This is a genomic window from Catenulispora sp. MAP12-49 (genome assembly GCF_041262705.1).
GTDB lineage: Bacteria > Actinomycetota > Actinomycetes > Streptomycetales > Catenulisporaceae > Catenulispora.
Window position 1 is genome coordinate 112,259 of the sequence record NZ_JBGCCP010000017.1, and the last position, 22,795, is coordinate 135,053.

Below are 22,795 nucleotides of genomic sequence, written 5' to 3' on the forward strand. Positions count from 1 at the left end.
GTGCTAGACCGGCATCCGCCGCTGCGCCGCCGGCGGCGGGCTCGGCGGCTTGCCCAGGAACGCCGCCTGCACGTCGGAGGCCGCCAGCACCCCGACGATCTCCCCGCCCGCCTCGACGACCAGGTACTCCGGCGCCGGGTTGGCCCGCAGCACGTCCAGCAGGGCCTCGCCGGTCAGGTCGGCGGCCACTATCAGGTTCTCCGCCAGCGGCCGCGCCACGTCGCCGGCCTCGATCCACGGCCGGCGCTGCTCGGGGGTGGCGATCACCTGGGCCTCGTTGACCAGGCCGGTGGGCTTCTCGTTGCCGTCCACCAGCACGATGCCGCGGGCGTTCACCTCGTGCGCCCGCCGCAGCGCCTCGGCCAGCGGGGTGCGGGCCTCGACGCTGATCGCGCGGCGGGTCATCTTGCGCGCCGACAGGCCCGGGATGCGCTCCCGGAGCTTGGCCACGACCAGGGCCTGGGTGGCGCCGAACCAGATGAACATGGCCATGAAGACCGCCAGGCCCAGGCCGAAGGGCTGGATGCTGCCGCCGCGGGCGTAGAGCAGGTTCATCACGACGAAGACCGCGATCGCCAGGACCCGGCCGGCCCAGGCGGCGGCGACGGTGCCGGCCATCGACCGGCCGGTGGCCTTCCAGACCGCGGCGCGCAGCATCTGGCCGCCGTCCAGGGGCAGGCCCGGCAGCAGGTTGAACAGCGCCACCAGCATGTTGGAGGCCCAGAAGCCGAAGACCAGGGTGGCGGCGACCTTCTGGCCCAGGCTGACCGTGTCGTCGTGCGGGATGACCTGGTAGACCGCGAATCCGATGCCGGCCAGCGCGGCGGAGGTCAGCGGGCCGACGAAGGCGATCCAGAACGCCTTGCCGGGCGCGTCGGACTCCTTCTCGATCTCCGAGACGCCGCCGAGGAAGTGGATGACGATACGGCGCACCGGCAGGCCCAGGCGCTTGGCCAGGGCGGAGTGCGCGAGCTCGTGGACCACGACGGAGGCGTAGAGGAAGATGGCGTAGGCCAGGGACAGGACGAAGCGCCAGCCGCCGAGCTCGTTACCGAAGTCGTTGTTCGGGTCGGAGACGTCCCCGGACTGCGGGGCCAGCAGGACCGTGATGAAAGCGGCGACCACGAACCACGACGGCGAGACGTACAGCGGGATGCCGAACGGCCGCCCCAGGCGCAGGCCGGGGCCGCGGAGGATCGAATTGCGGCCGGATCCGCCGCCGTCGCCCTCGGAGCCACCACCACCGGTGCTCTGCCTGCCCTCGTCTTCCGCCACGTCTTCGACTCTATGCGCAGGCGAACTTGCAAGACCACTCACCGCGCGGGCGATCTCATCACACGGCGTGCCCGGCGCCGGGGATGTCGGTACCGCCGAGTAGGGTCGAGGCCCATGGACGCGATGGACGCAGCGGTGACGACGAGCCCTGTGACGGTGACGGCGGCGGGGACGACGGAGGCAGCGGCGACAGCGGCAACGACAACGGCGACCGTGACGCTCCCGATGGCGCTGTCACCCTCGCGCGCATCGGACTTCATGACCTGCCCGCTGCTGTTCCGCTTCCGCGTCATCGACAAGCTCCCGGAGCGCAAGAGCGCGGCGGCCACCCGCGGCACCCTGGTCCACGCCGTCCTGGAGCACCTCTTCGACCTGCCGACCGGCCAGCGCACCCCGACCTCGGCCTCCAGCATGCTGCCCCCCGAATGGGAGCGCATGGTCCAGGCCGACCCGGAGCTCAAAGCGCTGGCCGAGGAGGCCGGCGGCGACGAGGCCTGGCTGGCCGGCGCGGTGGACCTGCTGGAGCGCTACTTCCACCTGGAGGACCCGAACCGCCTGGAGCCGGCCGAGCGCGAACTGTTCGTCCACACCCGCGTAGCCGACGGACTCCTGCTGCGCGGCTTCGTCGACCGCCTAGACGTGGCCCCCGACGGCGCGCTCCGCGTGGTCGACTACAAAACCGGACGCGCCCCGGGCCCGGCCTTCGAGGGCAAGGCGCTGTTCCAGATGAAGTTCTACGCCCTGGTCCTGTGGAAGACCCGCGGCGTGGTCCCCCGCCGCCTCCAGCTGATGTACCTGGGCGGACAGAGCCAGATCGTCACCTACGACCCCGACGAATCCGACCTCCGCGCCACCGAACGCAAGGTCGCCGCCCTCTGGAGCGCGATCCGCGCCGCCGCCGAGCGCGGCGAGTGGCGCCCGAACCCCTCACGCCTATGCGACTGGTGCGACCACAAGGCGCTGTGCCCGGAGTACGGCGGCACACCGCCAGTGCTGCCGCCGGTGCAGGTGGTCGAGGCTTCGGATGCGGTGCCCGGGCAGCGGGGGCGGGCGGCGACGACGACGAGCGAGGCGGGCGGGGAAGAAGGCTGATTCGGCGGGATGCAAGCGCTCGGCCGGTATCGGGGCGGGCGCCGCGCCGAAGCATTCCGGCTCGCAGCCTCGGTCCAGCCATCCCGTTCCCACTCGGAAGCGCCGGTTTCGGCCGACCGTGTCGTCGAGGATGTCGCCGGTGCCTATGCCCTCGTCGTCCCCCATGGGCCAGTTATCTCTCGTCCGACGTCTACTCGTCGAACAATCCGTGCAGGAAGGCCAGATTCACTCGCCGGAGCGAATCCACCACCGTCACCCGCTCGCGCTCGGGCACCGGCGCCGCGTGCGGCACCGCGATCACGCGGCAGCCTGCGGCGTGGCCGGCGGCGGCGCCGGTCGGGGAGTCCTCCAGGACCACGCAGTCCGCCGGGTCGACGCCCAGGAGGCTGGCGGCCAGCAGGTACGGGTCCGGGTTGGGCTTGCTGTGCTCCACGTCGTCGCCGGAGACGGTGACGCGGAAGTGCTCCGGGCCGATCAGCGGCAGGCAGGCGTCCACGATGCGGCGGGAGGACGCCGAGACCAGGGCCAGGGGCAGGCCCGCGGTCTCGAGCTCCACCAGGAGGTCCTTCGCGCCGGGCATCATCGGGACGCCGTCGCGCAGACGCTCGACCATCGCCTCCTCGATGCCGTCGGCGAACTGCTCCGCGCTGACCGGGTGGCCGGTGAGGTCCAGCAGGTAGGCGGTCGAGACCTCTATCGGCTTGCCCAGGACGTGCGGGTAGTGCTCGGGGCCGAGGGTGAACCCGTAGCCGGCGAGCATGTCCTGCTCGGCCTGGAACCAGGTGGGCTCGGAGTCGATGAGCAGGCCGTCCATGTCGAAGAAGACGGCGGCCGGCTGTATGGGGCTGGGCATGGCGATCAAGATACCAATGCGCGGCCCGCGTCCATCGCCCGTTCGAGCGCCCGGCTTGGCGGCGAACCCGAGAATCGGCGGCTCAGCGCGACTACTGTTGGGACTTGTGACCACAACCGGTGCCGTCCCCCCGGACCCGATCAGAACCGAGGACTTGGGAAAGTGACCACCATCGACGCCTCATCTGCCTCCGCCCGCACCCGCGGGGAAGACCGCGAATGGCTCAGCACCGCAGTCGACCTCGCCTGGCGCTGCCCGCCGACGCCGCGCGCGTTCAACGTCGGGGCGCTGATCGTCGACGCCGACGACCGCGAACTGGCCCGCGGCTGGTCCCGGGACACCGACGAGCACGTCCACGCCGAGGAGTCGGCCTTGGCGCGCCTGGTCCCCAACCACCCGCGGCTGCCCGGCGCGACCATCTACTCCTCGCTGGAGCCGTGCTCGATCCGCAAGTCCCGGCCGGCCTGCTGCACGCGGTTGATCATCGAGTCCGGCATCCGGCGCGTGGTGTTCGCCTGGCGCGAGCCCTCGCTGCTGGTCGAGGACTGCCAGGGCGCCGAACTGCTGCGCGAGGCCGGGATCGAGGTCGTCGAGTTCCCGGAGTTCGCGCCGCTGGTCAAGAGCGCGAACGCGCACCTGTTCGGCGAGGGCTGAGGCGGCAGCCGGCCCCGATCGAGCCGGGGCGGCCCCGCTCCACGCGCCGCCGCCCTAAGCGCGCACCGACCGCCGCACGGCGGTCCGCACCGCGCGCCGCGCCGCCACCCGCGCGGCCGGCCCCAGGTCGTCCAGGTACTCCAGCAGCGCCCCGAGCTGGTCCAGGGCGCGGAACGCCGCCTTGTCGCCCTCCGGGTCGACGGCGGCCAGCAGCTCCATCCCGATGAACGAGGCCGCCACCGCGCGCGCCAGCCCCGGCACGTCGGCCACCTCCCCGAGCGGCGAGTCCGCCAGCACCCGGTTCAGGACCCGCTCGATCTCCACGGTCCACAGCGCCAGCGCGTCGCGCGTGGCCGTCGCGAAGGCCGGGTTCGTCTGCGCCCCGGCGAGCATCTGTCCCAGGACCGTGACGTTCCCCGCCGCGCTCTCCCGCTTGTGCAGGTCACGCCCCACGCGTTGCAGCTCCCGCAGCGAGCGCACCCGCTCGAACGGCTCCCGGTACTCGGCGACCTGCTGCTCGGTCGACCAGACGGCGGCCACGGCGAGCAGCTCGTCGACGCTGCCGAAGTGGTAGAACACCAGCGCCTGGTTCACCCCGGCGGCCGCGGCGATGGTGCGGGCCGACACCCCGGCTATGCCCTGGGTCCGCAGGGCGTCGATCGTCCCCTGCAGCAGGCGGTCCCGGGTGTCGGAGGTCATGCCGCGACGCTACCGGATCGCACAAGGGTTCGTTGAGCGCGCGCTCAACACGGCTCGACCCCGCGCGACTCGACCTTGTCAGTGCGAACCGTGAGGATGGTGACATGACGCCCGAACAGAAGGCCGGAAAAGATGCCCCAGCGACGGCCGCGCTGGAACGCCTCCGCGCCATCTGCCTGGCCCTGCCCGAGGTCGAGGAGCGCGAGAGCCATGGCGAGCCGACGTGGTTCATCCGCGGCAAGCGCACGCTCGTGATGTTCTGCGATCACCACCACGGCGAGCGCCTGGGCTTCTGGTGCCCGGCCCCGGAGGGAGTGCAGGAGCTGCGGATGGAGCAGGACCCGGACACCTTCTACCGGCCGCCGTACGTCGGCGTGCGGGGCTGGCTCGGCGTGAACCTGGACGGCGACCCGGACTGGGAGGACGTCGAGGACATCGTGCGCGACGCCTACCGCAAGGTGGCGCCGAAGACGTTGGCAGCCCGAGTCGTTGGCGGCCCGAGTCCTTTGGCAGCCCGAGTCGTCGGCGGCGCGTCGTGACTGAGCTGAGGGTGTCGGTGGACGTCGCGGCCTCGGCCGAGCGGGCCTGGGAGACGCTGTCCGACTGGGAGTCGCAGGGCGCGTGGATGGTCGCGACCAAGGTGCGCGGGACGGCGAGCGCCGTCGGCGGCAGCCTGGAGGGCTTCACCGGGATCGGGCCGGTCGGGTTCCTGGACACGATGACGGTCACCGAATGGGAGCCGCCGCGCAGCTGCACGGTGCGCCACACCGGGCACGTGGTGCGCGGCACCGGCGGATTCGAGGTGACGCCACGGGGCGCGGCCGGGTGCCGGGTGACCTGGTGGGAGGACGTCGACCTGCCGCTGGGGGTGCTGGGCCGGATCGGGTGGCTGGTGATCGGGCCGACGACGCGGTTGTTCTTCAAGGTCTCGCTCGGCCGCCTCAAGCGGATTCTTGAGGCAGACGATTCTTGAGGCAGACGGTTCTTGAGGCGGCGGAGTAGCGCATCAGCCGATGACGCGGTCCAGGGTGCGCCGGCCCATCCGGCTCATCGTCGGGTTGCTGTCGAGGTAGTACCAGACCAGGCCCATCGCCTGCTGGAACGCCCAGGCCCGGCCGCGCTGCCACTGCAGGTCGTCGCAGCCCAGGACTTCGCGCAGCACCTCGCGGGGTCCGGGCTCCAGCAGGTGCCAGACGGCGACAAGGTCCAGGGCCGGGTCGGCCGCGCCCAGCCCGCCGGTGTCGAGGACGCCGGCCAGGCGCCCGCCGGCGACCAGGACGTTGCCGGGGATCAGGTCGCCGTGGGTCATCCGTTCGGCGTCGGTGCGGGGCAGCTCGCGGAGCTCAGCCCAGAGACGGCGCAGCCGGGGCACGTCGAGCAGGTGCTCGCTGCGCTCGAAGCAGGTCGCCATCCACGCGTCGTGCGAACGCAGGTCGCCGCCGCGGCCCGAACCGCCGAAGGTGCGGCCCCGGGTGTCCAGCGTGCGGACGCCGCCGATGAACTCGGCCAGGTCGCGGGCGAACGCGACGGAGGCACCCGGGTCGTCGTCGGTGGCGGTGACCCCGGGAAGCCAGGTCTGGACCGACCACGGCAGCGGATACCCGGCGCCCGGTTCGCCGATCGCGACCGGCTCGGGGACGGGGAAGCGGGTGCTGCCCGCCAGCTCGCGGGCCGCCTCGGCTTCGGCCTCGAGCCGGCGGCGGATGCCGTCAGGCTCCCCGTCCTTGAGGGGGAAGCGCGCGGCAAGGCCGTCGCCGATGCGGAAGATGGCGTTGACCGTGCCCGGCGAGGCGATCTCGGTGACGGGCAGTTCGCGCCACTGCGGGAACTGCTCGCCGACGAGCCCGCGGACGACGGGTTCTGACACGGTCAACTGGCCGGTGTGCATCCGCATCGCGGCAGTCTCGCATGCGGGCGCCCGCGCCGAACACCGGATTTCGGCGCGTGAACAGCTAGTCCAGCATCCCCCGCAGCTCGTCCACGGCCCGCGCCGCCGCGTCGCGCAGCCCGGCGATCGACGGGCCGCCCCGCAGGATCTCGCGGCTGTTCGAGGGCACCACGTTGTGGGCGCCGGCGCCGAAGATCCGGCGCACGTCCGCCGGGGTCGCGCCCTGGGCGCCGACGCCGGGGACCAGGTAGGCGCCATTGAGCTGCGCCAGGTCGAAGTCCGGGGTCTCGACGGTGCCGCCGACCACCACGCCGATCGGGCCCATCGGGGAGGCGCCGGCGTTGCGGACGGCCGCGGCGGTGATCATCTCCTCCGCGACGGTGCGGCCCGAGGCGCCGGTCGCGCCCTGGACCTGGGAGCCCTCGGGGTTCGAGGTCAGGCCGAGGACGAAGACGCCCGCGTTGTTCTTCTCCGCGGCCGCGTAGAGCGGCTCCAGGGAGCCGAAGCCCAGGTAGGGGTTCGCGGTCAGCGCGTCGGAGAACAGCGGGGAGGACGGCACCAGGTAGGCGTCGGCGTAGGCCGCGACCGTGGAGCCGATGTCGCCGCGCTTGGCGTCCATGATCAGCACGGTGCCGGCCGAGCGGGCGTCGTCGACGACGCGCTCCAGGACCGCGATGCCGCGGCTGCCGTAGCGCTCGAAGAAGGCCGACTGCGGCTTGAGCGCGGCGACCCGGTCGGCCAGCGCCTCGACCACCGTGTACGCGAAGCGCTCCAGCCCCGCGACGTCGTCGCTGAGGTCCCACTGGGCCAGCAGCGCGGTGTGCGGGTCGATCCCGGCGCACAGCGGGCCCCGCTCGTCCAGAGCAGTCCGCAAGCGGGCGCCGAAGGGAGAATCCGGTCGTACAGCCATGACAACTCTCCTCTTATATATGGGGTCTAAGAAACGCGGGCCGCCTCGACGGCGTCGCGCAGGCTCGTGTAACCGCCGGCCCGCACCCTGGCGGCGATCCCGCGGTTGATCCGGGAGGCCCAGGCCGGCCCCTCATAGATGAACCCGGTGTAGCCCTGGACCAGGTCGGCGCCGGCGACCAGGCGCTGCCAGGCGTCGTTGACGGTCTCCACGCCGCCGACCGAGACCAGGGCCAGCCGGCCGTCGGTGCGCGAGCGCAGGCGGCGCAGCACCTCCAGCGAGCGGGCCTTCAGCGGCGCGCCCGACAGACCGCCGCCGCCGGCGGCCGTGATCTTCTCCTCGGAGGACTTCAGCCCCTCGCGGCCGATCGTGGTGTTGGTCGCGATGATGCCGTCCAGGCGCAGCTCCAGGGCCAGGTCGGCGACCGCGTCGACGTCCGCGTCGGCCAGGTCCGGGGCGATCTTCACCAGCAGCGGGACGTGCCGGCCCGGCACCGCCTCGTCGGCCGCCGCGCGCACCGCCTTGAGCAGCGGCCGCAGCACCTCGACGGCCTGCAGGTTGCGCAGGCCCGGGGTGTTCGGCGAGGACACGTTGACCACCAGGTAGTCTGCGTACGGCGCCAGCAGCCTGGTCGACACCACGTAGTCGGTCGCGGCCTCGTCCTCCGGCACGATCTTCGTCTTGCCGATGTTGACGCCGACCACCGGCGGGACCTTGTCCCAGCGCTCGGGCTTGGCCACGCGGCGCTTGAGCCGGCGCGCGACCTCCTCGGCGCCGCCGTTGTTGAAGCCCATGCGGTTCACCACGGCGCGATCGGCGATCAGCCGGGCCAGCCGGGGCTGTTCGTTGCCGGGCTGGCCCTGGCCGGTGACCGTGCCGATCTCCACCGAGCCGAAGCCCAGGGCGGCCAGGGCGTCGATGCCCTCGGCGTTCTTGTCGAAGCCGGCGGCCAGGCCGAACGGCGCCGGGAACCCGACCCCGAACACGGTCTGCTTCAGGACCGCGTCATGGGCCGGGAACAGCCGCTCCAGCAGCGCCAGGCCGACGCCCGCCGGCAGGGCGCCGACGGCCTTGATCGTGCCGAATCCGAGGTGGTGCGCCTGCTCGGCGTCCATCCGGCGGAACACCAGGTTGAACAGTTTCGGATAGATCCGCATCACCAGGCGCCTTTCTCAGTGGGACATGATCATCGTCTCGCGGAGCCGGGGCTTCTCAGCCCTCGGCGCGCGAGGCGTTGATCTTGTCCGCGTACTCCTGCAGCGAGCCGATGCCGATCTCGCCGCGCTGCAGCGCCTCGATGCCGTGCACGGCCGCCGCGAAGCCCTGGACCGTGGTGATGCACGGCTTGCCGGCCTGCACCGCCGCGGTCCGGATCTCGTAGCCGTCCAGCCGCGGGCCGACCCCGAAGGGGGTGTTGATGATCAGGTCGATCGCGCCGTCGACGATCATCTGCACGATCGTCGGCTCGCCGTTCGGGCCGGTCCCCTGCGACAGCTTGCGCACCGTGGTCGCCGGGATCCCGTTGCGGCGCAGCACGTCGGCCGTGCCGTCGGTGGCCAGGATCTCGAAGCCCAGGTCGTGCAGCGCCTTGACCGGGAACACCATCGAGCGCTTGTCGCGGTTGGCCACCGAGACGAACGCCCGGCCCTTCAGCGGCAGCGAGCCGTAGGCGCCGGCCTGGGACTTGGCGAAGGCCTTGCCGAAGTCCGCGTCGATGCCCATGACCTCGCCGGTCGAGCGCATCTCCGGGCCCAGGATGACGTCCACGCCCTGGCCGTCCGGGGTCCGGAACCGGGACCACGGCATGACCGCTTCCTTGACCGAGATCGGCGAGTCGGACGGCAGCGTGCCGCCGTCGCCCTCCTTCGGCAGCAGCCCCTCGGCGCGCAGTTCGGCGACCGTGGCGCCCATGCCGATCCGGGCCGCGGCCTTGGCCAGCGGCACCGCGGTGGCCTTGGCCACGAACGGCACCGTGCGCGAGGCGCGCGGGTTGGCCTCCAGCACGTACAGGATGTCGCCGGCCAGCGCGTACTGGATGTTGATCAGGCCCCGCACCCCGACGCCGCGGGCGATCGCCTCGGTGGAGGCGCGCAGCCGCTTGATGTCGTGGCCGCCCAGGGTGATCGGCGGCAGCGCGCACGCCGAGTCGCCGGAGTGGATGCCGGCCTCCTCGATGTGCTCCATCACGCCGCCGAGGTAGAGCTCCTCGCCGTCGAACAGCGCGTCCACGTCGATCTCGATCGCGTCGTCCAGGAACCGGTCGACCAGCACCGGGTGCTCCGGGGAGATCTGGGTGGCGCGGTCGATGTAGTCGTGCAGCATGGCCTCGTCGTAGACGATCTCCATGCCCCGGCCGCCCAGCACGTAGGAGGGCCGGACCAGCACCGGGTAGCCGATCTCGTCGGCGATGGCCTTGGCCTCGGCGAAGGAGAACGCGGTGCCGTGCTTGGGGGCCGGCAGGCCCGCCTCGGCCAGCACCCGCCCGAAGGCGCCGCGGTCCTCGGCCAGGTGGATGGCCTCCGGGGAGGTGCCGACCACCGGCACGCCGGCGTCCTTCAGGGACTGCGCCAGCCCCAGCGGGGTCTGGCCGCCCAGCTGCACGATGACCCCGGCCACCGGGCCGGCGCTCCGCTCGGCGTCCACGATCTCCAGCACGTCCTCCAACGTCAGCGGCTCGAAGTAGAGCCGGTCGGAGGTGTCGTAGTCGGTGGAGACGGTCTCGGGGTTGCAGTTGACCATCACGGTCTCATAGCCCGCGTCCCGCAGCGCGAAGCTGGCGTGCACGCAGGAGTAGTCGAACTCGATGCCCTGCCCGATCCGGTTGGGCCCCGAGCCCAGGATGATCACCGCGGCCTTGTCGCGCGGCTCGACCTCGGTCTCCTCGTCGTAGGACGAGTAGTGGTACGGGGTCTTCGCGGCGAACTCGGCGGCGCAGGTGTCGACGGTCTTGTACACCGGCCGCACGCCCAGGGAGTGCCGCAGCTCGCGGACCACCGACTCGGTGAGGTTGCGGATGTCGGCGATCTGCTTGTCGGAGAAGCCGGTCCGCTTGACCCGGTGCAGCAGCTCCGGCGACAGGCGCTCGGCGTCGCGCAGCTCGCAGGCCGTCTCGTGGACGAGCAGCACCTGGTCCAGGAACCAGGGGTCGATCTTGGTGGACTCGTGCAGCTCGGAGATCGAGGCACCGGCCCGGTAGGCCTCCACCAGCAGGTTGATCCGGCCGTCGGTCGGGCGCGCCGCCTCGGCGAGCACGGTCGCCTTGTCGCGGACCGGGCCGACCCAGGTGAACTCCGAGCCCTTCTTCTCCAGCGAGCGCAGCGCCTTCTGCAGCGCCTCGGGGAAGGAGCGGCCGATGGCCATGGCCTCGCCGACCGACTTCATGGTGGTGGTCAGGGTGCTGTCGGCGGCCGGGAACTTCTCGAAGGCGAACCGCGGCACCTTCACCACGACGTAGTCCAGGGCCGGCTCGAAGGACGCCGGGGTCTCCCGGGTGATGTCGTTCGGGATCTCGTCCAGGGTGTAGCCGACGGCCAGGCGCGCGGCGATCTTGGCGATCGGGAAGCCGGTGGCCTTGGAGGCCAGCGCCGAGGAGCGCGAGACCCGCGGGTTCATCTCGATCACGATGATCCGGCCGTCGGCCGGGTTCACCGCGAACTGGATGTTGCAGCCGCCGGTGTCGACGCCGACCGCGCGGATCACCGCGATGCCGATGTCGCGCAGCTCCTGGTACTCCCGGTCGGTGAGCGTCATCGCCGGCGCGACGGTGATCGAGTCGCCGGTGTGCACGCCCATCGGGTCGAAGTTCTCGATGGAGCAGACCACGACGACGTTGTCGTTCTTGTCGCGCATCAGCTCCAGCTCGTACTCCTTCCAGCCGAGGATGGACTCCTCCAGGAGCACCTCGGTGGTCGGCGAGAGCGCCAGGCCCGTGCCGGCGATGCGGCGCAGCTCGGCCTCGTCGTGCGCGAAGCCGGAACCGGCACCGCCCATGGTGAAGGAGGGCCGGACCACGACCGGGTAGCCGCCGAGCTCGTCGACCCCGGCCAGGCAGTCGTCCATGGAGTGGCAGATCACCGAGCGCGCGGACTCCGCGCCGATCCTCTCGACGATCCGCTTGAACTTCTCGCGGTCCTCGCCGGACTGGATCGCGGCGATGTTGGCGCCGATGAGCTCGACGTTGTACTTGTCCAGGACTCCGTTCTCGGCCAGCGCGACCGCGGTGTTCAGCGCGGTCTGGCCGCCCAGGGTCGGCAGCAGAGCGTCCGGGCGCTCCTTGGCGATGATCTTCTCGACGAACTCCGGGGTGATCGGCTCGACGTAGGTCGCGTCGGCCACCTCCGGGTCGGTCATGATCGTCGCCGGGTTGGAGTTCACCAGGATGACCCGCAGGCCCTCGCTGCGCAGCACGCGGCAGGCCTGGGTGCCGGAGTAGTCGAACTCGGCGGCCTGGCCGATGACGATCGGGCCGGAGCCGACGACCAGGACGGACTTCAGATCTTCACGCTTCGGCATCTCAGGCCTCGCTCTTCTGCTTGTTCTTGGTCTCGGCCATGAGATCCGCGAATCGATCGAACAGGTAAGCCGCATCGTGCGGGCCTGCCGCCGCTTCCGGGTGGTACTGCACGCTGAACGCCGGGACGTCCAGGGCCTTCAGGCCCTCGACCACGTCGTCGTTCAGGCAGACGTGGCTGACCTCGACCCGGCCGTACTTGGTGTCCGAGACCTTGTCCAGCGGCGCGTCCACGGCGAACCCGTGGTTGTGCGCGGTGACCTCGACCTTGCCGGTCGCGCGGTCCTGCACCGGCTGGTTGATGCCGCGGTGCCCGTACTTGAGCTTGTAGGTGCCGAAGCCGAAGGCCCGGCCCAGGATCTGGTTGCCGAAGCAGATCCCGAAGACCGGGATCTTCCGGTCCAGGACCGCCTGCACGATGGGGACCATCGTCTCCTCGGTGGTCTCCGGGTCGCCGGGGCCGTTGCTCATGAAGAAGCCGTCCGGCTCCAGCGCCAGGACGTCCTCCAGGGTCGCCGAGGCCGACAGCACGTGCACCCGGGCGCCGCGCTCGGCCATCCGGTGCGGTGTCATGGACTTGATGCCGAGGTCGTAGGCGGCGACGGTGAACTTGTGCTCGCCGATCGGCTCGACCACGTAGCCCTGCTTGGTGCTGACGTCGCCCACCAGGTCCGCGCCGGCCATCTCCGGGCTCGCCTTGACCTTGTCGGCCAGCGTCTTCGGGTCCTGCGCGGCCGCCTCGCCGGAGAACACGCCGCAGCGCATCGCGCCGCGCTCGCGCAGGTGGCGGGTGATGGCGCGGGTGTCGACGCCGGAGATGCCGACGATGCCCTGCGCGGCGAGCTCCTCGTCCAGCGTGCGCTGGGAGCGCCAGTTCGAGGCCACCCGGCTGGGGTCGCGGACCACGTAGCCGGCGACCCAGATCTGCCGGGACTCCGGGTCCTCGTCGTTGACGCCGGTGTTGCCGATGTGCGGGGCCGTCATCACGACGACCTGCCGGTGGTAGGAGGGGTCGGTCAGGGTCTCCTGGTAACCGGTCATGCCGGTGGTGAAAACGGCCTCGCCGAAGGTCTCGCCGATCGCGCCGTAGGCATCGCCGCGGAAGGTCCGTCCGTCCTCCAGAACCAGGATCGCCGGGGGTCGGTTGTTCATGCGGACGGCCTTTCTGTAGCGCTGACTGCGAAGTAGGCCTCCAGGGCCCGCATCAGTCCATCAGTCCCGTGGCGGGGGTCGACGCCGGTGTCCAGGGTGCGGTCACCGTGCTGCCACGTGATCACCACCAGGCCTTCGTCCCTCAGATACTTTCCGGCCATCCCGGAGGCCAGGCGGACGCCCCGGACCGCGGCGGCCGGGATGAAGACCGCGGTCGGCTCGCGGTCGATCAGCACGCCGGCCTCGGCGATGTGGACCTGCGCGTTGCTGCGCTCGCCCAGGCCCTGCACCGCGATGCGGTCCAGCCAGTCGCCCTCGGAGGTGGTGGACACGTAGACCGCCTCGAAGCCGCCCTCGCCGGAGAAGACCCCTTCGGGGATCTCGTTCAGCGGCAGCAGATCGGACTGCCGGGCCTGGCGCTTCTTCCAGCCCCGCCACATCAGCAGGTAGATGCCGCCCATGGCGGCCAGCGTGACGATCGTCCAGAGGATCCGCTGGCCGATGTGCGTGACCGGCGCGGAGTGCTCGCCGGAGGCCAGGACGGGGTGGATCAGGAACCGGTTGTTCATGCGAGCTTCCCATCGAGCACGGTGGCGGTCCCCCGCAGGAACGTCGCGACGACCGCCCCGGGCAGCTCCATCCCCTGATACGGGGTGTTCTGCGACAGCGAGGCCAGCGCGGTGCGGTCCACGGTGCGCTTGGCCTTCGGGTCCACCAGGACCAGGTTCGCCGGCTCGCCGATCGCGATCGGGCGGCCGTGCCGGTCGTCGACCTGGCCGATGGCCGCCGGCCGCACCGACATCCGGTCGGCGACCTCCGCCCAGCTCATCAGGCCGCTGTCGACCATGGTCTGCTGCACGACGGACAGCGCGGTCTCCAGGCCCAGCATGCCCATGGCAGCCGCGGCCCACTCGCAGTCCTTGTCCTCGTGCGGGTGCGGGGCGTGGTCGGTGGCCACGGCGTCGATGGTGCCGTCGGCCAGGCCGGCCCGCAGCGCCTCGACGTCCGCGGCGGTGCGCAGCGGCGGGTTGACCTTGTAGATCGGGTCGTAGCTCTTGACCAGGTCCTCGGTCAGGATCAGGTGGTGCGGGGTGACCTCGGCGGTCACCGGCCAGCCCTTGGACTTGGCCCAGCGGATCAGCTCCACCGAGCCGGCCGTGGAGACGTGGCAGACGTGCAGCCGGGACTTGGTGTGCGCGGCCAGCAGGATGTCGCGGGCGATGATCGCCTCCTCGGCCACCGCCGGCCAGCCGGTCAGGCCCAGGACCCCGGACAGCTCGCCCTCGTTCATCTGCGCGCCCTGCGTCAGCTGCGGCTCCTGCGCGTGCTGCGCGATCACGCCGTCGAAGGCCTTCACGTACTCCAGCGCGCGCCGCATCAGGTTGGCGTCGGAGACGCACTTGCCGTCGTCGGAGAAGACCCGGACCCGGGCCGCGGAGTCGGCCATCGCGCCGAGCTCGGCCAGCCGCTCGCCGGCCAGGCCCACGGTGACCGCGCCGACCGGGAACACGTCGCAGTGCCCGGCCTCGCGGCCCAGGCGCCAGACCTGCTCGACCACGCCGGCGGTGTCGGCGACCGGGTCGGTGTTGGCCATGGCGTGCACCGCGGTGAAGCCGCCGAGCGCGGCGGCCCGGGTCCCGGTGTCGACGGTCTCGGCGTCCTCGCGGCCCGGCTCGCGCAGGTGGGTGTGCAGATCCACCAGGCCCGGCAGCACGATCAGGCCGCCGGCGTCGATCACGACGGTGCCGGCGACCGGGCCCAGGGCTCCGGCCTCGGCGATGATGCCGTCGCGCAGGAGCAGGTCCTGCGGGTCGCCGCCCAGGACGCTCGCGTTCTTGATCAGGTAGGTGGTGCTCACGCGGCGGCGCCCTTCGGTTCGGTGTGCGGGTTCTGCTGCTGGCTCTGGTTCTGGCTCTGGCCCTCGTCGCTGCCGATCGCCGACTCGCTCCCGCTCAGCAGCAGGTACAGCACGGCCATCCGGACGCTGACCCCGTTGGCGACCTGCTCGACGATCACCGAGCGGTCGGAGTCGGCGACCTCGGCGGAGATCTCCATGCCGCGGACCATCGGCCCGGGGTGCATGACGATCGCCTTGTCCGGCAGCTTGGCCATGCGCTGCGCGTCCAGGCCGTAGCGGCGGCTGTACTCGCGCTGCGTGGGGAAGAAGCCGCCGTTCATCCGCTCGCGCTGGACCCGCAGCATCATGATCGCGTCGCTGCCCGGGACGGCCGCGTCCAGGTCGTAGGAGACCTCGCAGGGCCAGCTCTCCACGCCCATCGGGAGCAGCGTCGGCGGGGCGACCAGCGTCACGCGCGCGCCGAGGGTGGCCAGCAGGTGCACGTTGGAGCGCGCGACCCGGGAGTGCAGGACGTCGCCGACCACGGTGACCCGGCGGCCCTCGAAGCCGCCGAGGTGGCGGCGCATGGTGAAGGCGTCCAGCAGGGCCTGCGTGGGGTGCTCGTGGGTGCCGTCGCCGGCGTTGACCACGTGGCTGGAGCTCCAGCCGGCGTTGGCCAGCCGGTAGGCGGCGCCGGAGGCGCTGTGCCGCACCACGACCGCGTCGGCGCCCATGGCCTCCAGGGTGAGCGCGGTGTCCTTCAGCGACTCGCCCTTGGAGACGCTGGAGCCCTTGGCCGAGAAGTTGATCACATCGGCGCTCAGCCGCTTGGCGGCGACCTCGAAGGAGGTGCGGGTGCGGGTGGAGTCCTCGAAGAAGAGGTTCACCACGGTGCGGCCGCGCAGCGTCGGCAGCTTCTTGATCGGGCGGGCCGCCAGCCGGGCGATCTCCTCGGCGGTGTCCAGGATCAGCACCGCGTCGTCGCGGGAGAGGTCGGCGGTGGACAACAGGTGGCGCTTCATATAGCCGTCTCGCTCTCAATCCCCAGGTAGACGGCATCATGCTGCACACCGTCGTGCTCGCGCAGCCGGACCTTCACGCTCTCGCGCTGGGAGGTCGGCAGGTTCTTGCCGACGTAGTCGGCGCGGATCGGCAGCTCGCGGTGGCCGCGGTCGACCAGGACCGCCAGCTGCACGGCGCGCGGGCGGCCGATGTCGTTCAGGGCGTCCAGCGCGGCGCGGATGGTCCGGCCGGAGTACAGGACGTCGTCCACCAGGACGATCAGGCGGCCGTCGACCCCCTCGTCGGGGATCTCGGTGCGCTCCAGCGCGCGGGCCGGCTTCATCCGCAGGTCGTCGCGGTACATGGTGACGTCCAGGAAGCCGACCGGGACGGTGGTGCCCTCGACGTCGGCGATGCGGGCGGCCAGGCGCTTGGCGAGCGTGGCGCCGCGGGTGGGGATCCCCAGCAGCATGACGTCCTCGGCGCCCTTGGCGCGTTCGAGGATCTCATGCGCTATCCGGGTCAACGCCCGGGAGATGTCGGCCTCGTCAAGAACCGACCGCGCACCCTGCGGTATCGCGGGCGCAGGGCTGTGCTTTTCGGGCATGAAAATGCGGACCCCCTTCTCTGCCTCACGGGACAGATCGTTAAAGGACTCGGTCGGCGACGACTCTACCAGGACGATCACGCATGATCGTCAAGAGCGCTCCGCCATCCGAGTGCGGAGCACTGCTCTGAGTGACATAAGCTGATTGGACCAGACCACCCGGCAGTCACCGGTGTTCTTGACAACGACGGGACTTGCGCAGAATGACAGCTGCGCGTACCGTCACGCTAAGTCACCAACGGGTCATTCGAGAAAACTGCCGATCCGCTGAACTGGGCCAAGCCGTGTGGCGAGGGGAACGCGTGAGGCCGCAGTTGTGTCTATGGGGAGCTACATGTCCACCGAGTACGCGAAAGCGCTGGGCGTCCGACTGCGCGCCATCCGATCCCAGCAGGGCCTGTCCCTGCACGGCGTGGAGCAGAAGTCGCAAGGACGCTGGAAGGCCGTCGTCGTCGGCTCTTACGAGCGCGGCGACCGCGCTGTCACCGTGCAGCGCCTGTCCGAGCTCGCCGAGTTCTACGGCGTGCCGGTCCACGAACTGCTGCCCGGCACCGGTGCGCCGGCGTCGGCGCACGAGCAGGGCGGCAAGCTGGTGCTCGACCTGGAGCGCCTGAAGAGCCTCCCGGTCGACCAGGCCGGCCCGCTGCTGCGCTATGTCGGCAGCATCCAGAGCCAGCGCGGCGACTGGAACGGCCGCGTCATGACGATCCGCGGCGAGGACCTGCGCACGCTCGGCGTCATCTACGAGATGGCCCCGTCCGAGCTGATCAAGATGCTCACCGAGTGGGACGTCCTGAACCCGGCCGCGGCGCGTCCGTACAACGACGAGGACGGCGACGGCGAGGGCGGCGCGTTCCCCGGCGGCTTCGCCGAGGACGACGAGGCGTAAGCACGCCGCACGGCTTCGCACAGCTCAAAGCCCGCCCCGCAGTGATGCGCGGCGGGCTTTAGGCTGTTCAGACGAAGGCGGAAACTAAAGAGAAGCCAAGCAAGAAGCAAGCAGGAAGCAGGAAGCAGGAAGCACGCAATCAGGCGGCTCGCGCGATGGTGCACGCCGCCTCGGCCGCCGAGCGCAGCGAACCCAGCGGGAAGTACCGCGTCGGCGGCTTCTCCTCGAAGAAGTCCAGCAGGAGCAGGCTCACCAGCTCCGGCTTCTCCATCGGCGAGACGTGCGAGGTCCCCGGCACCACCGCCAGGCGGCCGTCCGGCGCCGTCCCGGCCATGGCCGCGGCGTGCGCGATCTCCACGCAGTCGTCGTCGCCCTGCATGACCAGCAGCGGCATCGGCAGCGCCGCGATCTGCTCCATCGCCACCGGGGCCGCCTCGCGCCACATGCGGTTCAGCTTCTCCTCGACCACCGGGAAGTGCTCGGGGCCGTCCGGGGACAGCGCCTCGTAGAGCGGCCGCCAGGTCTCGGCCAGCCAGGACCGGCCGGGCTCCACCGACAGCGCCGTGGCGGCGGCGGTCTCCCCTTCGCGGCTCGTGGTCGCGCCGCTGAGCAGGACCAGCCGGCTCACCAGGTCCGGCCGCCGCAGGGCCAGGCGCAGGGCCACGCTCGCGCCGTTGCTCCAGCCGGCCAGCCGGACCGGCCCGAGATCGAGCGCCTCGATGAAGCCGGCGAGGTCGTCGGCGAAGACCTCGTAGGAGTACGGGCCCTCGACGTCGGCGGTCCGGCCGTGGCCCCGGCACTCCGGGGTGTAGACCCGGTACCAGTCGGCGAGCAGGTCCAGCTGCGCGGCCCAGCTGCCGGCGTACCCGCCGGTGCCGTGGACCAGCACCACCGGCTCGCCCTCGCCGACGACCTCGTAGTACATGCTCAGACCGTCGCCGTTTATAGCGGCATAGGCGCCCATCGCAGCTCCCCTCGCTTGCCTCGCCGGACGGATCCCCGTCCGGGAACAGAGTCGCGCCGGCGGCTGGCAGACCGCTGACGGACCGCTGACAGCGGCCGGTCAGCCCGTCTCAGCGGCTGTCGCCTTGCGGGCCCGGTGTGCCCGGACCCTCCCGCGGCTGGCGCACGCCGGGGACGGACACCAGCGGCGCCGGCCGTCCGGATCCGCGAAGACACCCCGGCAGTCGGACTCCGGACAGGACTTCAGCGCGTGGCGCTCCGGGCCGGTGAGCTGTTCGGCGGCCTGGCGGGCAAGCCGGCCGAGCGCGGCCGCGGCGTCCTTCGGGGCCGACCGCTCCAGTCCCGGAGGGCCGGCGGCGGCCACGAGGCTCAGCGGCTCGTCGTGGGCCTGCAGGAAGGCCATCAGAGCCGGCGCGGCCTGCGGAGACGGCTCCTCGCCGGTGGCGGCGGACAGGGCCAGCGGACGCAGGGTTTCGCGCAGCTCGCGGGCCAACTCCAGGTCCGCGTCCGTGACCGTGGCCTGCGGTGCCAGCTCCACGGCTGCCAGCCAGTCCGCGAGACGCTCCGAGGTGGGGATGCGTTCCTCCGGATGGCGGCCGAACGCGCTGCCCCGCGTGGCGAGGAGGTTCAGCCACGTCGCGCCGGTGTCGAGGCGGAAGGGGATGGATTCCATGGCAGCAAGTGTAACGGTATCACCGTTACATCTGCTACGGTTCTCAAGTAACGCTTGAGGCGTTACATCAACCGGGGAGGACTTTCCATGGACTTCGAAGCCGCCATCCTCGACCGCGAGGCCGGCTACGCGATGTTGGACGTACTGCAGGACCAGGCCACGCAGAACGCCGCCCTCCCGGCCGTGGAGAAGCTGGCGCCGGGCTTCACCGACTGGATCGTGACCGCGCTGTTCGGCGGGACGTACCAGCGGCCCGACCTGACGCTGCGGGAGCGGCAGATCGCGAACCTGGCCGCGCTGACCGCCCTGGGCGGCGTGGAGCCGCAGCTGGTCGGGCACGTGAAGACCAGCGAGCGGGTCGGGATGAGCCGCGAGGAGATCGTGGAGGTGTTCGTGCACCTGGCGCCGTACGTGGGAGTGCCGAAGGCGCTGGCCGGACTGCGGGCCGCCGCGACGGCGTTCGAGGCAGCGTTCGAGGCAGCGTTCGAGGCAGCGGTCGAGGCGGCGAAGTGATCCGCACGGTCCTGGGCGACATCGCCCCCGGGGAGCTGGGCGTCACCGACTCCCACGACCACCTGTTCTTCGCCTCGGCGAAGCTGCCCAGCCAGGAACTCGACGACGCCGCGGCGGCCGGGGCCGAGCTGCGCGCGTTCGCCGCGGCCGGCGGGCAGGCGCTGGCCCAGTGGACGCCGATGGGGCTCGGGCGGCACGCGGAGGAGCTGCCGGCGCTGTCGGAGGCCGCCGGGGTGCACATCATCGCGGCGACCGGACTGCACCAGGCCGGGCACTACGAGCCGGAGCGGCTTGCCGTGCTGCTCGACAACCTGGCCGAGCGCTTCATCGCAGAGATCAGCGAAGGCCTGCGGCGCGATGACGAGCCGGACGGGCCGCCGATCGCGCTCTCCGCAGCGGCCGGCGGTGGCGGTGGCCATGGCGATGGCGATGGCGATGGCGCCGGAATCCGATCACCGCGCGCCGGATTGATCAAGATAGCGGGTGATTTCCACCACCTGGACCGGCACGCCTCGCTGGTCTTCGAGGCGGCGGCCGCCGCGCACCACGCCACCGGGTCCACGATCGCCGTCCACCTGGAAGGCGGCACCCTTCCGCTCGGCGTGCTGGCCACCCTGCACGACCGGCTCGGCGTCCCCGCCGGCTCGGTCATCCTCGGCCACCTGAACCGCTTCCCCGACCCCGGACCGCACCGCGAGGCCGCCGAGGCGGGCGCCTTCCTCGGCTTCGACGGCCCCTCGCGCGCCAACCACGCCACCGACTGGCGTCTGTTCGACCTGCTGGACTCGCTCGTCGAGACCGGCCACGCCGGCCAGGTGCTGCTCGGCGGCGACACCACGAGCGCCGCGGCCCGCGCCTCCAGCGGCGGCGGACCGGGGATCCCGTTCCTGCTCACCGATATCAGGGCCCGCGTGCTGCGCGACTTCGGCCCCGACGTCGCCGACGCGGTGTTCCGCCGCAATCCGGCGCGCGCCTTCGACGCCGACTGGCGCCTTTGAGAACACGAAAGGGCCCGCTCCGCGCATTCCGCGGGCGGGCCCTTTCCTGTGACTTCTTGTCCTGCCTACCGTCTCAAGGTGTCCTTGACCTCGGCTATCCGCGCCAGCAGCCCGTTGACGAACTGCGGCGACTCGTCGGTCGACATCAGCCGGGCCAGCGAGACCGCCTCGTCCAGGACCACCGCGTCGGGCACATCGGACTGCCACAGCAACTCGTACACGCCGATCCGCAGGACGTTGCGGTCCACGGTCGGCATGCGGTCCAGGGCCCAGCCCTGGCTGTGCTCGTCGAGCAGGTCGTCGATCTTGTCCACGTGCTCCAGCACGCCCTCGACCAGCGTCGCCGCGTACGGCTGCACGGCCGGGATCGTGCCCTCGGGCCCCTGGGCCCGGATCCGGGCCTGGGTGTCGGCCAGGACCGTGCGCGGGTCGACGCCCCGCAGATCCGCCTCGAAGAGGATCTCCAGGGCCCGCTGCCGGGCCTTGCTGCGCGGTGAGGCCATCAGCTGCTGACGCGGCCGAGGTAGGAGCCGTCGCGGGTGTCGACCTTGACCTTCTCGCCCTGGGTCAGGAACAGCGGGACCTGGATCTCGTGGCCGGTCTCCAGGGTGGCCGGCTTGGTGCCGCCGGTGGAGCGGTCGCCCTGCAGGCCCGGCTCGGTGTACTGGATCACCAGCTCGACGGCCGCCGGGAGCTCCACGTACAGCGGGGTGCCCTCGTTCGTGGCGACCAGGGCCATGGTGCCCTCGAGCATGTAGTTGGCCGCGTCGCCGACGGTGTCGCCGGAGACGTGCATCTGGTCGTACGTGTCCGTGTCCATGAACACGAAGTCGTTGCCCTCTTTGTAGAGGTACTGCATGTCACGGCGGTCGACGTTGGCCGTCTCGACCTTGATGCCGGCGTTGAAGGTCCGGTCGACCACCTTGCCCGAGAGCACGGCCTTGAGCTTCGTGCGGACGAACGCGGGGCCCTTGCCGGGCTTGACATGCTGGAACTCCACGACAGACCAGAGCTGGTTGTCGATCTTGAGGACCATGCCGTTCTTCAGTTCGTTTGTGGACGCCACGTCGGTGTGTACTCCTGCTTCCCGACTGCCGGCCCCGGCGAGTCAGACCGCATCGGAGCGGTCTACAGCACCAGCAGTTCCTTGGTGGTAATGGTGAGCAGCTCCGGACCGCCCTCGGCCTTCGGCCGGACCACCAGGGTGTCCTCGATGCGGACACCGCCGCGGCCCGGCAGATAGACCCCGGGTTCGACGGTCACCGGAGTGCGATCATCCAGTGTACCCGGCAGCCCGGCACCGAGCCTCGGGTCCTCATGGATCTCCAGGCCCACGCCGTGTCCCAGACCGTGCCCGAAGTGCTCGCCGTAGCCGGCGGCCTCGATGACCTGCCGCGCGGCGGCGTCCACGTCGGCGCAGCGCGCGCCGGGCTCCAGCGCCTGCCGCCCGGCCTTCTGCGCGGCGAACACCAGGTCGTAGACCTCGACCTGCCAGTCGGCCGGGGCCCGGCCGACCACGAAGGTCCGGGTCATGTCGGCGTGGTAGCCCTGGTAGAGCGCGCCGAAGTCGATCTTGAGGAACTCCCCCTCGCCGACCCGCCGCTCCCCGGGCCGGTGGTGCGGCACCGCGGAGTTCGGCCCGCAGGCCACGATGGTGTCGAAGGCCCGGCCGTCGGCGCCGTGGTCGGTCATCCGGCGCTCGAGCTCCTGCGCGATGTGCCGCTCGGTGCGCCCGATGAGGATGGACTCGGTGAGCTCGGCCAGCGCCCGGTCGGAGATGGCGCAGGCCTCGCGGATGAGCGCGATCTCACTCTCGTCCTTGACCCGGCGCAGCTCCTCCACCGCGTGCCCGAGCCCGACCAGGCTCGCGGCCGGCGCCGCCGCCGTCAGCTCGGACGAGAGCTGCCGGTGCTCCTCGACGGTGATCTCGTGCTCCTCCACCGCGATCCGCCGCAGCCCGTCCTTGGCGGCGCGCTCGACCAGCGCCGGCGCGCAGTGCCGGACGATGATGCGCTCCACGTCCGGCACCTCGGAGGCGGCCTGGGTGTCGTAGCGGAAGTCGGTGCAGAACACGGCACCGCCCCGGGTGACCAGCACCGCCCCGTTGGAGCCGGTGAAGCCGGTCAGATAGCGCACGTTCACCAGTTTGGTGACCAGCGCGGCGTCCGCGTCCACCGCCTCCAGCCGGGCCCGCAGCCGTTCGCGGCGGGCGGCGTACGCCGAGGGGTCGATGGCGGCGGGTCCGGTTGCGCTGCGGTCTGCGGTCATGCCCCCCAGACT

At 71.6% G+C, this 22,795-nt stretch carries 24 protein-coding genes; 7 read left to right on the forward strand and 17 right to left on the reverse strand.

Going from position 1 to position 22,795, the window contains the following annotated elements:
* Positions 1–3: 3 nt before the first annotated feature.
* Positions 4–1,275 carry a site-2 protease family protein gene (locus tag ABIA35_RS28030; protein WP_370359874.1) on the reverse strand — a complete coding sequence of 424 codons (1,272 nt, stop codon included), beginning with the start codon at positions 1,273–1,275 and terminating at the stop codon, positions 4–6.
* A gap of 114 nt (positions 1,276–1,389) precedes the next feature.
* On the opposite strand from ABIA35_RS28030, the gene ABIA35_RS28035 reads away from it, so the two are divergent.
* Positions 1,390–2,367 carry a RecB family exonuclease gene (locus ABIA35_RS28035; protein ID WP_370359875.1) on the forward strand — a complete coding sequence of 326 codons (978 nt, stop codon included), beginning with the start codon at positions 1,390–1,392 and terminating at the stop codon, positions 2,365–2,367.
* A 190-nt stretch (positions 2,368–2,557) separates the two neighbouring features.
* Here the strand turns inward: ABIA35_RS28035 and ABIA35_RS28040 are convergent, their stop codons facing one another.
* Positions 2,558–3,220 carry an HAD family hydrolase gene (locus tag ABIA35_RS28040; protein ID WP_370341724.1) on the reverse strand — a complete coding sequence of 221 codons (663 nt, stop codon included), beginning with the start codon at positions 3,218–3,220 and terminating at the stop codon, positions 2,558–2,560.
* Between the two features lie 162 nt (positions 3,221–3,382).
* On the opposite strand from ABIA35_RS28040, the gene ABIA35_RS28045 reads away from it, so the two are divergent.
* Positions 3,383–3,874, forward strand: a complete 492-nt coding sequence (locus ABIA35_RS28045; protein ID WP_370359876.1) for a dCMP deaminase — start codon at positions 3,383–3,385, stop codon at positions 3,872–3,874.
* Positions 3,875–3,928: 54 nt separating this feature from the next.
* Here the strand turns inward: ABIA35_RS28045 and ABIA35_RS28050 are convergent, their stop codons facing one another.
* Positions 3,929–4,573 carry a TetR/AcrR family transcriptional regulator gene (locus tag ABIA35_RS28050; RefSeq protein WP_370341726.1) on the reverse strand — a complete coding sequence of 215 codons (645 nt, stop codon included), beginning with the start codon at positions 4,571–4,573 and terminating at the stop codon, positions 3,929–3,931.
* Positions 4,574–4,677: 104 nt separating this feature from the next.
* Here ABIA35_RS28050 and ABIA35_RS28055 point away from each other — a divergent pair, with 104 nt between their 5' ends.
* Positions 4,678–5,112 (forward strand): MmcQ/YjbR family DNA-binding protein, encoded by a 435-nt coding sequence (locus ABIA35_RS28055; protein WP_370341727.1) that lies wholly within the window; start codon positions 4,678–4,680, stop codon positions 5,110–5,112.
* Entirely contained in the window at positions 5,109–5,546 is a 438-nt protein-coding gene (locus ABIA35_RS28060; protein WP_370341728.1) for an SRPBCC family protein, read from the forward strand. Before ABIA35_RS28055 ends, ABIA35_RS28060 begins: the two co-directional genes overlap by 4 nt.
* 33 nt (positions 5,547–5,579) lie before the next feature.
* Here the strand turns inward: ABIA35_RS28060 and ABIA35_RS28065 are convergent, their stop codons facing one another.
* The 9 genes from ABIA35_RS28065 to pyrR all read right to left on the reverse strand — a co-directional run bounded on the left by ABIA35_RS28065 (position 5,580) and on the right by pyrR (position 16,479).
* A complete protein-coding gene (locus tag ABIA35_RS28065) occupies positions 5,580–6,461 on the reverse strand; it encodes an aminoglycoside phosphotransferase family protein (RefSeq protein WP_370341864.1) in 882 nt (293 codons plus the stop codon).
* A 64-nt stretch (positions 6,462–6,525) separates the two neighbouring features.
* On the reverse strand, positions 6,526–7,371 hold the full coding sequence (gene pyrF, locus ABIA35_RS28070; protein WP_370359877.1) for an orotidine-5'-phosphate decarboxylase: 846 nt from the start codon (positions 7,369–7,371) through the stop codon (positions 6,526–6,528).
* A 26-nt stretch (positions 7,372–7,397) separates the two neighbouring features.
* On the reverse strand, positions 7,398–8,528 hold the full coding sequence (locus ABIA35_RS28075; protein ID WP_370341731.1) for a quinone-dependent dihydroorotate dehydrogenase: 1,131 nt from the start codon (positions 8,526–8,528) through the stop codon (positions 7,398–7,400).
* Between the two features lie 55 nt (positions 8,529–8,583).
* A complete protein-coding gene (gene carB, locus ABIA35_RS28080) occupies positions 8,584–11,883 on the reverse strand; it encodes a carbamoyl-phosphate synthase large subunit (RefSeq protein ID WP_370341732.1) in 3,300 nt (1,099 codons plus the stop codon).
* A 1-nt stretch (position 11,884) separates the two neighbouring features.
* A complete protein-coding gene (carA, locus tag ABIA35_RS28085; RefSeq protein ID WP_370341734.1) occupies positions 11,885–13,033 on the reverse strand; it encodes a glutamine-hydrolyzing carbamoyl-phosphate synthase small subunit in 1,149 nt (382 codons plus the stop codon).
* Positions 13,030–13,602: a hypothetical protein gene (locus ABIA35_RS28090; RefSeq protein ID WP_370341735.1), complete on the reverse strand. Its 573-nt coding sequence runs from the start codon at positions 13,600–13,602 to the stop codon at positions 13,030–13,032. The genes carA and ABIA35_RS28090 overlap by 4 nt, the downstream gene beginning before the upstream one ends.
* Complete coding sequence (locus tag ABIA35_RS28095) at positions 13,599–14,891, reverse strand: dihydroorotase (RefSeq protein ID WP_370341736.1); 1,293 nt, start codon at positions 14,889–14,891, stop codon at positions 13,599–13,601. The genes ABIA35_RS28090 and ABIA35_RS28095 overlap by 4 nt, the downstream gene beginning before the upstream one ends.
* Positions 14,888–15,892, reverse strand: a complete 1,005-nt coding sequence (locus tag ABIA35_RS28100; RefSeq protein WP_370341737.1) for an aspartate carbamoyltransferase catalytic subunit — start codon at positions 15,890–15,892, stop codon at positions 14,888–14,890. The genes ABIA35_RS28095 and ABIA35_RS28100 overlap by 4 nt, the downstream gene beginning before the upstream one ends.
* Positions 15,889–16,479, reverse strand: a complete 591-nt coding sequence (gene pyrR / locus ABIA35_RS28105) for a bifunctional pyr operon transcriptional regulator/uracil phosphoribosyltransferase PyrR (protein WP_370341739.1) — start codon at positions 16,477–16,479, stop codon at positions 15,889–15,891. Before pyrR ends, ABIA35_RS28100 begins: the two co-directional genes overlap by 4 nt.
* A 334-nt stretch (positions 16,480–16,813) precedes the next feature.
* Here pyrR and ABIA35_RS28110 point away from each other — a divergent pair, with 334 nt between their 5' ends.
* Positions 16,814–17,368: a transcriptional regulator gene (locus ABIA35_RS28110; RefSeq protein WP_370341740.1), complete on the forward strand. Its 555-nt coding sequence runs from the start codon at positions 16,814–16,816 to the stop codon at positions 17,366–17,368.
* 139 nt (positions 17,369–17,507) lie between these two features.
* On the opposite strand, the gene ABIA35_RS28115 is transcribed toward ABIA35_RS28110, so the two are convergent.
* Together ABIA35_RS28115 and ABIA35_RS28120 are read right to left on the reverse strand one after the other, a co-directional pair.
* The gene (locus ABIA35_RS28115) at positions 17,508–18,332 is read right to left on the reverse strand and encodes an alpha/beta fold hydrolase (protein WP_370359879.1); all 825 of its coding nucleotides are present in this window, start codon (positions 18,330–18,332) and stop codon (positions 17,508–17,510) included.
* A gap of 99 nt (positions 18,333–18,431) precedes the next feature.
* Entirely contained in the window at positions 18,432–19,004 is a 573-nt protein-coding gene (locus tag ABIA35_RS28120; RefSeq protein WP_370359880.1) for an ABATE domain-containing protein, read from the reverse strand.
* Between the two features lie 87 nt (positions 19,005–19,091).
* On the opposite strand from ABIA35_RS28120, the gene ABIA35_RS28125 reads away from it, so the two are divergent.
* Positions 19,092–19,517: a carboxymuconolactone decarboxylase family protein gene (locus ABIA35_RS28125; RefSeq protein WP_370359881.1), complete on the forward strand. Its 426-nt coding sequence runs from the start codon at positions 19,092–19,094 to the stop codon at positions 19,515–19,517.
* Positions 19,514–20,515, forward strand: coding sequence for a phosphotriesterase (locus tag ABIA35_RS28130; protein WP_370359882.1), 1,002 nt, complete (start codon positions 19,514–19,516; stop codon positions 20,513–20,515). Before ABIA35_RS28125 ends, ABIA35_RS28130 begins: the two co-directional genes overlap by 4 nt.
* 65 nt (positions 20,516–20,580) lie before the next feature.
* On the opposite strand, the gene nusB is transcribed toward ABIA35_RS28130, so the two are convergent.
* From nusB to ABIA35_RS28145, 3 genes are all read right to left on the reverse strand, one after another.
* On the reverse strand, positions 20,581–21,018 hold the full coding sequence (gene nusB / locus ABIA35_RS28135) for a transcription antitermination factor NusB (protein WP_370341746.1): 438 nt from the start codon (positions 21,016–21,018) through the stop codon (positions 20,581–20,583).
* Complete coding sequence (gene efp / locus ABIA35_RS28140) at positions 21,018–21,581, reverse strand: elongation factor P (RefSeq protein ID WP_370341747.1); 564 nt, start codon at positions 21,579–21,581, stop codon at positions 21,018–21,020. The genes nusB and efp overlap by 1 nt, the downstream gene beginning before the upstream one ends.
* A gap of 62 nt (positions 21,582–21,643) precedes the next feature.
* Positions 21,644–22,783 (reverse strand): aminopeptidase P family protein, encoded by a 1,140-nt coding sequence (locus ABIA35_RS28145; RefSeq protein ID WP_370341748.1) that lies wholly within the window; start codon positions 22,781–22,783, stop codon positions 21,644–21,646.
* Positions 22,784–22,795: the final 12 nt, after the last annotated feature.